The organism is Nocardioides sp. TRM66260-LWL (assembly GCF_020075545.1).
In the GTDB taxonomy this organism is placed as follows: Bacteria; Actinomycetota; Actinomycetes; order Propionibacteriales; family Nocardioidaceae; genus Nocardioides.
Window position 1 is genome coordinate 511,384 of record NZ_JAIQZK010000001.1, and the last position, 13,993, is coordinate 525,376.

The 13,993-nt window shown below is 73.4% G+C and carries 14 protein-coding genes; 13 read left to right on the forward strand and 1 reads right to left on the reverse strand.

The annotated features are described in order from the left end of the window. The first annotated feature begins 195 nt into the window (after window positions 1-195). The 13 genes from ftsZ (at window position 196) to K8Z61_RS02535 (ending at window position 13,442) form a co-directional block, all read left to right on the forward strand. Complete coding sequence (gene ftsZ, locus K8Z61_RS02475; protein WP_224126478.1) at window positions 196-1,398, forward strand: cell division protein FtsZ; 1,203 nt, start codon at window positions 196-198, stop codon at window positions 1,396-1,398. A gap of 4 nt (window positions 1,399-1,402) precedes the next feature. Continuing rightward, a complete protein-coding gene (locus K8Z61_RS02480) occupies window positions 1,403-2,164 on the forward strand; it encodes a polyphenol oxidase family protein (protein WP_224126479.1) in 762 nt (253 codons plus the stop codon). Next, a complete protein-coding gene (locus tag K8Z61_RS02485) occupies window positions 2,161-2,868 on the forward strand; it encodes a YggS family pyridoxal phosphate-dependent enzyme (RefSeq protein WP_224126480.1) in 708 nt (235 codons plus the stop codon). Before K8Z61_RS02480 ends, K8Z61_RS02485 begins: the two co-directional genes overlap by 4 nt. Window positions 2,869-2,923: 55 nt before the next feature. After that, a complete protein-coding gene (locus K8Z61_RS02490; protein WP_224126481.1) occupies window positions 2,924-3,427 on the forward strand; it encodes a cell division protein SepF in 504 nt (167 codons plus the stop codon). A 14-nt stretch (window positions 3,428-3,441) separates the two neighbouring features. Continuing rightward, window positions 3,442-3,741 carry a YggT family protein gene (locus K8Z61_RS02495; RefSeq protein WP_224126482.1) on the forward strand — a complete coding sequence of 100 codons (300 nt, stop codon included), beginning with the start codon at window positions 3,442-3,444 and terminating at the stop codon, window positions 3,739-3,741. A 177-nt stretch (window positions 3,742-3,918) separates the two neighbouring features. Continuing rightward, window positions 3,919-4,650: a DivIVA domain-containing protein gene (locus K8Z61_RS02500; protein WP_224126483.1), complete on the forward strand. Its 732-nt coding sequence runs from the start codon at window positions 3,919-3,921 to the stop codon at window positions 4,648-4,650. Window positions 4,651-4,913: 263 nt separating this feature from the next. Further along, on the forward strand, window positions 4,914-5,354 hold the full coding sequence (locus K8Z61_RS19190) for a TraR/DksA C4-type zinc finger protein (protein WP_224126484.1): 441 nt from the start codon (window positions 4,914-4,916) through the stop codon (window positions 5,352-5,354). Next, the gene (gene lspA / locus K8Z61_RS02510; protein WP_224126485.1) at window positions 5,327-5,944 is read left to right on the forward strand and encodes a signal peptidase II; all 618 of its coding nucleotides are present in this window, start codon (window positions 5,327-5,329) and stop codon (window positions 5,942-5,944) included. The genes K8Z61_RS19190 and lspA overlap by 28 nt, the downstream gene beginning before the upstream one ends. Next, the gene (locus K8Z61_RS02515; protein ID WP_308116735.1) at window positions 5,941-6,876 is read left to right on the forward strand and encodes an RluA family pseudouridine synthase; all 936 of its coding nucleotides are present in this window, start codon (window positions 5,941-5,943) and stop codon (window positions 6,874-6,876) included. Before lspA ends, K8Z61_RS02515 begins: the two co-directional genes overlap by 4 nt. Beyond that, window positions 6,866-7,591 (forward strand): GNAT family N-acetyltransferase, encoded by a 726-nt coding sequence (locus K8Z61_RS02520; RefSeq protein ID WP_224126486.1) that lies wholly within the window; start codon window positions 6,866-6,868, stop codon window positions 7,589-7,591. Before K8Z61_RS02515 ends, K8Z61_RS02520 begins: the two co-directional genes overlap by 11 nt. Before the next feature lie 114 nt (window positions 7,592-7,705). Beyond that, complete coding sequence (gene dnaE / locus K8Z61_RS02525) at window positions 7,706-11,260, forward strand: DNA polymerase III subunit alpha (protein WP_224126487.1); 3,555 nt, start codon at window positions 7,706-7,708, stop codon at window positions 11,258-11,260. Continuing rightward, window positions 11,248-11,841, forward strand: coding sequence for a hypothetical protein (locus K8Z61_RS02530; RefSeq protein WP_224126488.1), 594 nt, complete (start codon window positions 11,248-11,250; stop codon window positions 11,839-11,841). Before dnaE ends, K8Z61_RS02530 begins: the two co-directional genes overlap by 13 nt. Before the next feature lie 26 nt (window positions 11,842-11,867). Continuing rightward, complete coding sequence (locus K8Z61_RS02535) at window positions 11,868-13,442, forward strand: DUF3352 domain-containing protein (protein WP_224126489.1); 1,575 nt, start codon at window positions 11,868-11,870, stop codon at window positions 13,440-13,442. Between the two features lie 25 nt (window positions 13,443-13,467). On the opposite strand, the gene ybaK is transcribed toward K8Z61_RS02535, so the two are convergent. Continuing rightward, entirely contained in the window at window positions 13,468-13,992 is a 525-nt protein-coding gene (ybaK, locus tag K8Z61_RS02540) for a Cys-tRNA(Pro) deacylase (RefSeq protein WP_224126490.1), read from the reverse strand. Window position 13,993: the final 1 nt, after the last annotated feature.

Below are 13,993 nucleotides of genomic sequence, written 5' to 3' on the forward strand. Positions count from 1 at the left end.
GACGGGCACCGTCGACGGCGACGTTCAGGGCGACGTCGACGGCGGGTCGCGGCGTGTCGGCGCGCCCCGACGTCGATCGCTGCCTACTGTCGTGCCCACGACGAGGTTGACATAACTATAACCCTCTACCTGAGGGTCAGGGTTGTCGAGACCGTCCCCGCTCCAGACCGAGATCCCACCGAGAGGCGAGCCGCCATGGGCGCAGCACAGAACTACCTGGCCATCATCAAGGTCGTCGGCATCGGCGGCGGCGGCGTGAACGCCGTCAACCGGATGATCGAGGTCGGGCTGAAGGGCGTGGAGTTCATCGCCATCAACACCGACGCCCAGGCGCTGCTCATGAGCGACGCGGACGTCAAGCTCGACATCGGTCGCGAGCTCACCCGCGGCCTCGGCGCCGGCGCCAACCCCGACGTCGGCGGCAAGGCGGCCGAGGACCACGCCGACGAGATCGAGGAGGTCATCAAGGGCGCCGACATGGTGTTCGTGACCGCCGGCGAGGGCGGCGGCACCGGCACCGGCGGCGCGCCCGTCGTGGCCCGCATCGCCCGCTCGCTCGGCGCGCTGACCATCGGCGTCGTCACCCGGCCGTTCGCCTTCGAGGGTCGCCGCCGCGCGAACTCCGCCGAGGAGGGCATCGCCGCGCTCCGCGAGGAGGTCGACACCCTGATCGTCATCCCGAACGACCGGCTGCTCTCGATCAGCGACCGCAACGTCTCGGTGCTCGACGCCTTCAAGCAGGCCGACCAGGTGCTGCTGCAGGGCGTCTCGGGCATCACCGACCTGATCACCACGCCGGGCCTGATCAACCTCGACTTCGCCGACGTGAAGTCCGTGATGGCCAACGCCGGCTCCGCGCTGATGGGCATCGGCTCGGCCCGCGGCGAGGACCGCTCGGTGGCCGCGGCCGAGATGGCGGTCTCCAGCCCGCTGCTCGAGGCCAGCATCGACGGCGCCCACGGCGTGCTGCTCTCCATCGCCGGCGGCTCCGACCTCGGCCTCTTCGAGATCAACGAGGCCGCCGCCCTGGTCGCCCAGGCCGTGCACCCCGACGCCAACATCATCTTCGGCGCCACCATCGACGACGCCCTCGGCGACGAGGTGCGGGTCACCGTCATCGCCGCGGGCTTCGACGGCGGCACCCCCAAGCGTCGCGACGAGGGCACCGTGCTGCGGCGCGAGCCGAAGGCCGCGCCCGCGCCGACCGCGACCCCGGAGGAGACCCGTGCCGCCGTCGGCGCCACGGTCACCCGCGCGGAGGAGCGGGCCGCCCAGCCCGCCGCACCGCGTCCGGCGACCCCGGCCCCCGCGAGCCCGGCTCCCGTCGCCTCGCGTCCGGCGCCCCGGCCGGTGCAGTTCGACGACGACGAGCTCGACGTCCCCGACTTCCTGAAGTGAGCGCATGTACCTGAGCCGTGAGCGTCTCGGCGCCGTCGAGCTGGCCTTCACCGACCGGCTCGGCGGCGTCAGCGCCTACCCGTTCGACCAGCTCAACCTGGCGCTGCCGCGTCCGGCGCAGCCCGACGGCCCGCCGGTCGACGACCCGGACGCGCTCGCGGAGAACCTCCGGCTCCTGCAGGCCGACTTCGGCCCCGGCGACGCCCTCGCCGACCTGCGTCAGGTGCACGGCGCCGCCGTGGCCGTCGTCGACGACGCGACCCCGCTGGACCCCTACGAGCGTCCCGAGGCCGACGCCCTCGTCACCGCCCGCGCCGGCGTCACCCTGCTGGTGCGGGTCGCCGACTGCGTCCCGATCGTCCTGGCCGATCCCGACGCCCGCGTCGTCGGCGTCGTCCACGCGGGGCGCGAGGGGCTGGTGGCCGGCGTCGTGCCGGCCGCCGTCGAGGCGGCGCGCCGGCTCGGGGCCGCCTCCGCGCTGACCGCCTGGATCGGCCCCCACGTCTGCGGGCACTGCTACGAGGTGCCCTGGGAGATGCGCGAGCAGGTGGGGTCGCTCCATCCCGAGACCGTCTCGACCACCCGCGCCGGCACCCCGGCGCTCGACCTCGGGGCGGGAGTCGCGGCGCAGCTCGCGGCCGCCGGCGTCGGCCGGGTCGAGCGGGTGCTCGGCTGCACCCGCGAGCGCGCCGACCTCTACTCCCACCGCCGCGACGGCGCCGAGGCCGGTCGGCTCGGGGCCCTCGTGCGCCTGGCCCCGTCGTGAGCCGGGCCGAGGAGCTCGCGAGCCGGCTGGACGCCGTGCGCGGCCGCATCGCGCGGGCGGCCGAGGCAGCGGGGCGTCGACCCGACGACGTCGGGCTGGTCGTCGTCACGAAGTTCTTCCCGGCCTCCGACGTCGCGGCGCTGCACGCGCTGGGCGTGCGCGAGGTGGGGGAGAACCGGCACCAGGAGGCCGAGGCCAAGGCCGCCGAGCTGGCCGACCTCGCGGCGGCCGGCCTGCGCTGGCACTTCATCGGCGGGCTGCAGTCGAACAAGGCGGCGGCGGTCGCCCGCTACGCCGACGTCGTCGAGTCCGTCGACCGCGCGAAGCTCGTGGCGCCCCTCGGACGCGGCGCGCGCGAGCGCGGCGCCGAGGTCGACGTCCTCGTCCAGGTGAGCCTCGACCCGCCCGGACGCGACCAGCGCGCCGGCGCCGACCCCGACGACGTCCCCGCGCTGGCCGACCTCGTCGCGGCCGAGGACGGCCTGCGGCTGCGCGGCCTGATGGCCGTCGCCCCCCTGGGCGAGGACCCCGCCGCGGCCTTCGCCCGCCTCGCCGCGGTGCACGAGCGGCTGCTCGCCGACCACCCCGGGGCCGTGCGGCTCTCGGCCGGCATGAGCGGCGATCTGGAGCAGGCCGTCGCCCACGGCGCGACACACGTGCGCGTCGGCTCCGCAATCCTCGGTCCGAGGCCCGAGGTCCGTTAGGTTCACATCCATCGGCGCCCCCACCGGGCGCCCGAGCAGCTGAGGACGGTAGGTCATGAGTGGCGCGATGCGCAGGCTGGGGGAGTACCTCGGCCTGGTCGAGGACACCGGCCGGTACGACGAGTGGGACGCCGACGGCGCCCACGACCTGCACGAGACCCAGGCGGTGCCCGCGGCCCGTCCCGCGCCCGCACGCGAGGCCCGGCCGGTCGTGGCCGACCTCGCCGAGCGTCGTCGTCCCGTCAGCCCGGTCGCGCCGGTGAGCGCCCCGGTGCTCGACCTGCCGCGCATCGTCACGGTCAACCCGAGCACCTACAACGAGGCGCGCACCATCGGGGAGCACTTCCGCGACGGCATCCCGGTGATCATGAACCTCACCGAGATGAGCGACGCCGACGCCAAGCGCCTGGTCGACTTCGCCGCCGGCCTGGTCTTTGCGACGCGTGGCACGATCGAGCGCGTCACCGCCAAGGTGTTCCTGCTCTCGCCCGCCAACGTCACGGTCACCGCCGAGGACCGCGCGCGGATCGCCGAGGGCGACTTCTTCAACCAGAGCTGAGAGGACCCTCCGACGTGGAGATCGTGGGCACCGTCATCTACGTCGTCCTGACGCTCTTCCTGGTGTTCATGTTCGTGCGCTTCGTCGTCGACTGGATCCAGGTCTTCGCCCGGTCGTGGGCGCCGACGGGCATCCTCCTGGTGCTCCTGGAGGCCGTCTACTCGGTCACCGATCCGCCGATCAAGGCGCTGCGCCGGCTCATCCCGCCGCTGCGGATCGGCGGGCTGGCCCTCGACATCAGCTTCATCCTGGTGCTGATCATCACCTACGTGCTGCTCAACCTGAACAACCGGATCCTGCTGGCCAACGCCTGATCCGGTGGGGCCGGTCGGGGGCGGACGGCAGGCCAACGGGCCGCGACCGCCCGATGAACCCCCGCTGGTCACACCAGCCCCAGCGATGGGGCTATTGTTCCCCCGACGGTCCCGCGCACGCCTGCGCGGCGGACCCGCGTGCCATACCGAGAGTTCCTGCGATAGATAGGTGAGGTCATGCCGCTGACGCCTGAGGACGTGAGCAACAAGCGCTTTACGCCGGTCCGGCTGCGCGAGGGCTACGACATGGGTGAGGTCGACCAGTTCCTCGACGAGGTGGAGGCCGAGCTGGCCCGCCTCACGAAGGAGAACGACGACCTGCGCGCACGGCTCTCCTCCGTGCAGAGCGGCGCCTCGGCCCCCGTGGTCGAGAAGCCCCAGCCGGTCGCCCCGACCCCCGCGCCCGTCCCGACCCCCGCGCCCGTCGCCCCGGCGGTCTCCGAGACCGGCGTGCAGACGATCCGCGTCGAGACGGTGCCCGAGGCGTCCAACGCCGCGGCCCGCCTGCTCGAGATCGCCACGCGCAACGCCGACGAGCTCGTCGAGGACGCCAAGAACCAGGCCGACGCGATCATCGGCGAGGCCCGCACCAAGGCCGAGCGCCTCGAGAGCGAGTCCAAGGGCCGCGCCGAGCGCCTCGAGACCGACGCGCACACCCGGGCGCAGATGCTCGACTCCGAGACCGCCGAGCGTCGACAGCAGATGTTCGGCGACCTCGAGCGCGAGCGCGACAAGCTCAACACCGAGGTCGAGAACCTGCGCTCGTTCGAGCGCGAGTACCGCTCCCGCCTGAAGAGCTACTTCACCCAGCAGCTCGAGGCGCTGGCCGGCTCCGGCGAGACCGGCCAGGCCGACGACGGCCGGGCGCCGAAGCGGCTCCGCTCCATCCTGGGCGACGACGAGGGCTGAGCCCCGTCCCGCTCGACGAGCCTCTCCGGGCCCCCACGCCGCCTCCGGGCGGGTGGGGGCCCGGCTGCGTGAGCGGACGTCACGGCCGCCCCGGACGCGTTGAACCGCGTCCGACCAGCGGCTAGCCTCCCGGCACCGCGTCGGGAGGGCGCGGGGGCGGGATCCGCAGTTGGGCCCACCCTGGACACTTCTCCCGACGACCACGTCCCGTCGAGCAGTCCTGAGCAATCCCCTTCCACCGTCCACCGAGGGAGAGCCGATCCGTGTCCCAGGCCGAGTCACGCACCAGTCGCACCAGCCGAGCCGCCGCGGCGTCCCTCGTCGTCAAGGACGGCGAGGAGGCCTGGACCCAGGCCGAGCTCGACGAGGTGCTCGCCGAGCTGCGCGAGCAGGAGGCCCACAGCCGAGAGGTCGTCGGCGAGCTCGAGGCCGAGCTCTCCCACCTCATGCGCGACTCCGGCGACGGCGCGGGCCACGACCAGGCCGACGTCGGCTCGTCGAGCTTCGAGCGCGACCACGAGCTGACCGTCCTGAGCAACGAGCGCGACAAGCTGGCCCAGATCGAGCGGGCCGTCCAGCGCATCGACGACGGCACCTACGGCGTGTGCGAGGCGTGCAGCGGGCCCATCGGCAAGATGCGGCTCATGGCCTTCCCGCGTGCCACACTGTGCATGTCATGCAAGCAGCGGGAGGAGCGTCGCTAGACGCCACCGCCGGCATCGCCGGCGCGGAGTCGGAGCCCCCTCGTGCCGCCCGACGCCGGGCCCGGATCCTCTTCGCGGTCGTCGCGCTGGTCGCCTACGCCGCCGACGTCGTCACCAAGGTGCTCGCGGTCGAGCACCTGACCGGCCGTGACGACGTGCCGCTGGTCGGCTCCCTGCTGCAGCTCAACCTCGTGCGCAACCCGGGGGCCGCGTTCTCCACCGGCACCGGCTTCACCGCGGGCCTCAGCCTGCTGGCGATCGCGGCGGTCGTGGTGGTGCTCGTGCTGAGCCGACGCCTGGCGACGCCGCTGTGGGCGGCCGGCCTGGGGCTGCTGCTCGCCGGGGTCGCGGGCAACCTCACGGATCGGCTTGTGCGCGCCCCCGGGCCGCTGCGCGGCCACGTCGTCGACTTCCTCATGCTGCCGAACTGGCCGATCTTCAACCTCGCCGACGTCTGCATCAACCTCGCCGCCGCGATCATCCTCGTCCAGACCTTCCGCGGCGTGCGGCTCGACGGCCGACGCGCGGCGGAGCCGTCCGGGTCGGCTGAGCCTCCCGGGCCCGCGGACTCCCCGGAGCAGACGGCGTGACCGGCGGCGAACAGCGCACCCTGCCGGTGCCCGACGGGCTGGCCGGCGAGCGGGTCGACGCCGCCATCGCGCGGATGTTCGGGCTCTCCCGCACCCGTGCGGCCGACCTGATCGCCCAGGGCCACGTGCTGATCGACGGCCTCGCCGTCGGCAAGAGCGACCGCGTCGTGCCGGGCTCCCTGCTCGAGGTCACCGTGCCCAGCCTGGTCGACCCGCTCGAGATCGTGCCCGAGGTGGTCGAGGGCATCGGGATCATCCACGACGACGACGCCATCGTGGTGATCGACAAGCCGGTGGGCGTCGCCGTGCACCCCTCGCCGGGCTGGACCGGCCCCACGGTCGTCGGCCACCTCGCGGGCGCCGGCTTCCGCATCGCCACCAGCGGGGCCTCCGAGCGGCAGGGCATCGTCCAGCGGCTCGACGTCGGCACCTCGGGCGTCATGGTGATCGCGAAGTCCGAGCACGCGTACTCGGTGCTGAAGGACGCCTTCCGCCAGCGCACGGTCGACAAGACCTACCACGCGCTCGTCCAGGGCCACCCCGACCCGCTCGAGGGCACGATCGACGCGCCGATCGGCCGGCACCCCAAGGCCGACTACAAATTCGCCGTCATGGCGGACGGGCGGGCGTCGGTCACGCACTACGAGACCCTCGAGGCACACCGGTTCGCCAGTCTGCTCGAGGTGCACCTCGAGACCGGCCGCACCCACCAGATCCGGGTGCACATGTCGGCGCTCAAGCACCCGTGCGTCGGCGATCTCACCTACGGCGCGGACCCGTCGCTCGCGCGCCGCGTCGGGCTGGAGCGGCAGTGGCTGCACGCCGTCCGGCTGGGCTTCGAGCACCCCGACACCGGCGAGCAGGTGAGCTACGAGTCGCCCTACCCGGACGACCTCGCCCACGCGCTCGAGGTCATCCGCGGTGCCCACTGACGCCGCCGACCTCGTCCTGCGTCCCGCCTCGCCCGACGACCTCCCGGCCGTCGCCGCGCTGCACTGGGCGGCGCGGCGGCACGCCGTCCCGGCCATGCCGGCGCCGGTGCACCCGCACGCCGAGGTGCTCGCCCACCTCGGCTCCCTCGACCTCGCGCGTCACGAGGTCTGGCTGGCCGAGGACGCCTCGGGCCTGCTGGGCTACGCGACGCTGACCGGCGCCTGGCTCGACGACCTCTACGTCGCCCCCGAGCACCAGGGCCGCGGGGTCGGCTCGGCGCTGCTCGCACTCGTGCAGGGCCTGCGGCCCGACGGGTTCGAGCTCTGGGTGTTCGAGAGCAACGCCCCGGCCCGGGCGTTATACGCCCGGCACGGCGTGATCGAGCTCGAGACCACCGACGGCTCGGGCAACGAGGAGGGCGCGCCCGACGTCCGGGCCGCCTGGCCGGGCGCCGACCCGCTGGCCTTCCTCCGGGCCCGCATCGACGACGTCGACCTCGCCCTCGGCGACCTCCTCGCGCGGCGTGCGGCGCTCACCGCCGCCGTCCAGCCGCACAAGCGGACGCCCGGGCGCGACCCCGCCCGCGAGGCCGCCTGCGCGGCGCGGGTGGCGGCCCGGGTGCCGGCGCTCGCCCCCGAGGGGGTCGCCCGCATCCTCGACGCCGTGATCACCGAGAGCCTCGCGGCCGCGTCCGAGACTGTCGGCGGGCCCTGACACGATCGCGGAGCGGCTCGCCTAGACTCGGCAGCCTTCCCCGGACCTTCGGGTCACCCGGCGGCCGCGCCGCCCGATCCAGCCACCTCGACCCTGCGGGAGCACGTCCGTCACATGGGCACCGGAGACTCGTTCGTCCACCTGCACGTCCACACCGAGTACTCCATGCTCGACGGCGCGTCGCTGCTCGGCGGCCTCTTCGACCGCACCGCGCGGCTCGGCATGCCGGCGATCGCGATGACCGACCACGGCAACCTGCACGGCGCCTACGACTTCTACTCCAAGGCGCGCAAGGCGGGCGTCAAGCCGATCATCGGCATCGAGGCGTACCTGACCCCGGGCACCCCGCGCGGCGAGCGCCGGCGCGTCCGGTGGGGCAAGGGCGACCTCGCCGAGGAGGGCGGCGACGACGTCGCCGGCGGCGGCGCGTACACCCACATGACGATGTGGGCGGAGTCGACCGAGGGCATGCACAACCTCTTCCGGCTCTCCTCGCGCTCCAGCCTCGAGGGCTTCTTCTACAAGCCGCGCATGGACAAGGAGATCCTGGCCGAGCACAGCAAGGGCCTGATCGTCTCCACCGGCTGCCCGAGCGGCGCCATCCAGACCCGCCTGCGGCTGGGCCAGTGGGACGAGGCGCTCCAGGAGGCCTCGGAGCTGCAGGACATCTTCGGCCGCGAGAACGTCTTCCTCGAGCTGATGGACCACGGCATCTCGATCGAGAAGCGGGTCCGCGACGACCTCCTGCGCCTGGGGCGCGAGCTCGGCATCCCGCCGCTGGCCACCAACGACTCGCACTACAACAACCCCGAGGACGCCGACGCCCACGACGCCCTCATCTGCGTCGCCTCGGGCAAGCGGCTCTCCGACCCCAACCGGCTGAAGTTCGACGGCGGCGGCTACTACATCAAGTCGCCGCAGGAGATGCGCGAGCTGTGGGAGGTGCGCTTCGGCATGCCCGAGGCGTGCGACAACACCCTCGCCATCGCCGAGCGCTGCGAGGTGGAGTTCCACGAGAACACCGGCGGCTACATGGCCCGCGCCGACGTCCCCGCCGGTGAGACCGAGGAGTCGTGGTTCGCCAAGGAGGTCTGGCGCGGCATCGAGCACCGCTACCCGGGCGAGCGCCTCACGCAGGAGGTGCGCGACCGGGTCGACATGGAGCTGGCGATCATCTCCCAGAAGGGCTACTGCGGGTACTACCTCGTGGTCGCCGACTTCATCCAGTGGGCCAAGGACCACGGCATCCGGGTCGGCCCCGGCCGCGGCTCCGGCGCCGGCTCGATCGCCGCGTACGCCCTGCGCATCACCGACCTGTGCCCGCTGGAGCACGGCCTGTTCTTCGAGCGGTTCCTCAACCCCGAGCGTCCCTCGATGCCCGACTTCGACATCGACTTCGACGACCAGCGTCGGGCCGAGGTCATCCAGTACGTCGCCGACAAGTACGGCAGCGACAAGGTCGCCTACATCGCCACCTTCGGCCGGCTGAAGTCGAAGGCGGCGATCAAGGACGCCGCCCGCGTGCTCGACCACGGCTTCGCGATCTCCGACCGCATCACCAAGGCCATGCCCCCCGACGTCATGGGCAAGGGCGTGCCGCTCAAGGAGCTCTTCAACGCCGAGCACAAGCGGTACAACGACGGCCAGGAGTTCCGCGCCCTCCACGACGCCGACCCCGACGTCCGCACGATCTACCAGACGGCGCTGGGCCTGGAGGGCCAGATCCGCAACTGGGGCGTGCACGCGGCCGGCGTGATCATGTCCAGCACCCCGCTGATCGACGTCGTCCCGATCATGGCCCGGCCCCAGGACGGCGCGGTCATCACCCAGTTCGACTACCCCATGTGCGAGTCGCTGGGCCTGGTCAAGATGGACTTCCTGGGCCTCTCGAACCTCCACATCCTCGACGACGCGCTCGCGGGCATCGAGGCCAACCGGGGCGAGAAGGTCGTGCTCGAGGAGGTGCCGTTCGACGATCGCGCCACCTACGAGCTGATGGGCCGCGGCGACACCCTCGGCGTCTTCCAGCTCGACGGCGGCGGCATGCGGGCCCTGCTGCGCTCCATGCAGCCCGACCAGTTCGCCGACATCACCGCCGTCTCCGCGCTCTACCGCCCGGGCCCGATGGGCGCCGACTCGCACAACAAGTACGCCCGGCGCAAGAACGGCCGCGAGCCGATCGAGCCGATCCACCCGGCGCTCGCCGAGGCCCTCGAGCCGGTGCTGGGGGAGACCTACGGCCTGATCGTCTACCAGGAGCAGGTGATGGCGATCGCCCAGGTGCTCGCCGGCTTCACCCTCGGCGCCGCCGACAACCTGCGCCGCGCGATGGGCAAGAAGAAGAAGGAGGAGCTCGACAAGCAGTACGCCGGGTTCCAGGCCGGCATGCTCGAGCGCGGCTACCCGCAGGACGCCATCGACACCCTCTGGGCGATCCTGCTGCCCTTCTCCGACTACGCCTTCAACAAGTCGCACTCGGCGGCCTACGGCGTCATCACGTACTGGACCGCCTACCTCAAGGCCAACTACCCGACCGAGTACATGGCCGCGCTCCTCACCTCGGTGAAGGACGACAAGGACAAGATGGCCGTCTACCTCAACGAGTGCCGGCGGATGCGCATCCGGGTGCTGCCGCCGGACGTCAACGAGTCGGCCCACGACTTCACCCCGGTCGGCTCCGACATCCGCTTCGGGCTCACCGCGGTGCGCAACGTCGGCGCCAACGTCGTCGACCACGTCGTGGCGGCGCGACGCGAGCAGGGCCGGTTCACCGACTTCAACGACTTCATGGCCAAGATCCCGCTGCCCGCCTGCAACAAGCGGGTGCTGGAGTCGCTGGTTAAGGCCGGCGCCTTCGACGACCTCGGCCATCGGCGCCGGGCGCTGGTCGCGGTGCACGAGACGGCCGTCGACCAGTACGTCGACATCAAGAAGAACGAGGCGATCGGCCAGGACTCCCTCTTCGGCGGTCTCGACGATCTCGACGCCGGCGGCTCCTTCGGCGTGAGCGTCACGCTCCCCGAGCTGCCCGAGTGGGACAAGACCACGCTGCTGGCGCACGAGCGCGACATGCTCGGCCTTTACGTCTCCGACCATCCGCTGCTCGGCCTCGAGCACGTGCTCTCCCAGGGCACCGACTGCACGATCGGCCAGCTACTGCTCGACGAGGAGCGCGGCGACGGCAGCCCGATCGCCGTCTGCGGCCTGGTCACCTCGGTGCAGCGCAAGATCACCAAGAAGGGCGACCCGTGGGCGATGGTCACCCTCGAGGACCTCGACGGCGCCATCGACGTGCTGTTCTTCCCCAGCGCCTACCAGCTCGTCTCGCACCATCTCGCGCAGGACGCCATCCTCACCGTCCGGGGTCGGCTCTCGCGGAGCAAGGACACCCCCGAGCTGCACGGCCAGGAGGTCTCGGTGCCCGACCTCTCCGACGGGCCGTCGGGGCCGGTGGTGATCTCGCTGCCCTCGACCCGCTGCACCGCGCCGATGGTCGAGCAGCTGCGCGACGTCCTGACCACCCACCCCGGCCTGACCGAGGTGCGGCTGCGCCTGCTGACCCGGGAGGCCACGAAGGTGATGCGTCTGGACGACACGCTGCGGGTGACGCCGACGCCCGCGCTGTTCGCCGATCTCAAGCAGCTGCTGGGGCCGGGATGTCTGAGCTGAGCGCGACGGGGGACGACGCCGTCCGGGCCGGGGCGCCGGAGTCGCTCGAACAGCCCGGCCCGTCCGAGCCGCGGCCGAGCGGCCGGGAGCGCTGGGGGCGCAGCGTCGTCCAGGCGGTGGTCTGCGTCGTCGTGCTGGCGGTCGCGGGCGCCGCGGCCGGCTGGCTGTGGGAGCACCTGGCGACGCTGCCGCGGGGCGCCGCGGTCAACGGCTCGTGGGTCGGGCTCGACGAGACCGACTACCGCGACCCGTTCGCCGCCACGGCGCTCTACGTGCTGATCGCAGGGGTCGCCGGGCTGGTGCTCGGACTCGTCCTGTCGCTCGCCCTGGCGCGCGACGAGCTGGTCACCCTGGCCGGTCTGGTGCTCGGCGCCACGGTCGCCGGCGTCCTCATGTGGCAGATCGGCCAGCACCTGGGTCCGCCGGACCCCGACGTCGTCGCGCGCACCGCGGCCGACCGCACGCCGATACCGGGCGACCTGCGCCTCGGGTCGTGGGTGCTGGTGCTGGTCTGGCCCGCGGCTGCGGCCCTGGCCGCGAATGTGGTCTTCTTCTTCCTGCCGGGGTGCCGACGCCCCTGAACCCCACCCCGTCTCGGAGGCCCGCCATGACCGATCCCATCCTCCCGCCGTCGGGCTCCGCGCCCGACCAGCAGCCGACCGCCGCCCAGGCTGCCGCCGCGACCGGCGGCCCGACCGTCGACGTCCTCGGTCCCTCGCCGCGCCGCCGGCGCCGTGCGCCGTGGCTGGTCGGCGGCGGCGTCGCGCTGGCGCTCGTCGCGGGCGGCGTGGCCTGGGGCGTGTCCTGGTACACCGCTGAGGGCGCCCAGGCCGCCGAGGCCGTGCCCGCCGACGCGCTCGCCTACGTCGGCCTCACCGTCGACCCGAGCGGTCGGCAGAAGCTCGACGCGCTCGGCACGTTCCAGAAGTTCCCGCAGCTCAAGAAGGCCCTCGGCCTCGACGGCGACCTCGGCAGCACCGACGTGGCCGGCGCGCTGGCCGCGCTGGTCGTCCGGGACGCCGGCTGCCCCGAGGTCGGCGAGGACTCCGTCAAGGGCTGGATCGGCGACCGCGCCGGCCTCGCGGCGCTGCCCGGCGACGGCGACGCCGTGCGTCCGCTGCTGACCCTCGAGGTCACCGACGACGCCGCGGCCGAGCGCGACCTGAAGGCGCTGGCGGCCTGCTCCGGCGACGACCAGGTCGGGGTCGCGGTCAAGGGCGACTGGGCCGCGGTGTCCGACTCCGCCGAGCACGCGCAGCAGGCGCTGGACGCCGCCGCATCGTCCTCGCTGGCCGACTCCGCCGACTTCGACCGCTGGACGAGCGCCGCCGGAGACCGGGGAGTCGTCACCGGCTACCTCGCGCCCGGCTCGCTCGGCCGGCTGATCAAGGGGGCGACGAGCGCCGCCGGCGGCCTCGGGACGATCGCGGGCGTGCCCGACTCGGCTCTCGCCGAGGCCGATCTCTCGCCGGCCGCGGGCCTGCAGATCGGCTTCCGCGACTCCGCGGTGCAGATCGACCTGGTGTCGGAGGTGCGACAGGCCGCGGGCGGCGGCCAGGTGACGCTGGACGGTCGCCCCGAGCTGCTCACCCGGCTGCCCGACGAGACCACCATCGCGCTCGGCAGCCCCGGCGCGTCCGGCGGCCTGCCGCAGGAGCAGCGCGACCGCATCGTCGACGGCCTGGCCACCGGCCTGGGCTCCTTCCTCGGCGGCACGTCGCTGCGCCCCGCGCTGTCGTCGCTGATCGACATCGTCACGGGCGGCTTCTCGCTGAGCGTCGGTCCGCAGTTCTTCGCGACCAAGGGCGAGCGGCTGCCGGTCGCGCTCGAGGTGCCCGGCGACGGCTCGAACCTCACCACGTTGCTCCGCTCGGTGTCCGACATCGTCGGCCAGGACCTCAGCAGGTACGTGCAGATCACCGCGGACGACGGCCGGGCCGTCGCCGGCGGCGACCAGGAGTGGTCGGAGCGGGTGCTCGCCGGCGGCGACCTCGGTGGCCAGCCGGGCTTCCGCGCCGTCACCGGGGGCGACCCGACCGGCATCGTCGGCTACGCCGACCTCGACCCGATCATCGACTCGGTCGACCAGCAGGCCGACCTGGGTCCGCTCGACGGCTTCGGGCTCGAGGTGCGCAGCGACGGCCGGACGGCGCACGTGCACGCCTCGCTGACCACGGACTGACCGTCCCGGCCGACGTCGGGTGACGTCAGCGGCCGATCGCGGCCACGCTGGCCCCGGTGAGCTCGACGAGAGCCGCCGGCGCCAGCTCCACGTCCAGGCCGCGCCGGCCCGCCGAGACCAGGACGGTCGGGTGCTCGAGCGCGGAGGCGTCGACGACGGTCGGGTGGGGGCGCCGCTGGCCGAGCGGGGAGATGCCGCCGACCACGTACCCGGTGGCCCGCTCGGCTGCCGCCGGGTCGGCGAGCGCGGCCTTCGAGCCGCCCAGCGCGCGGGCGAGCGCCTTGAGGTCGAGCTGACCGGTCACCGGCACGATGGCCACGCTGAGGCTGCCGTCGACGCTCGCCATGAGGGTCTTGAAGACGCGGACGGGATCGATGCCCAGGGCGTGCGCCGCCTCGAGCCCGTATCCGCCGGCGGCCTGCGCCGCGCGGGCGTCGTGCGCGTAGGGGTGCAGGGTGAAGTCGATCCCGGCGCGCTGGAGCGCGACGGTCGCGGGCGTGCCGCCGGACTCGCGGCGGCCCGGGCGGCCGGGACGGTCGGAGCGGGCCACC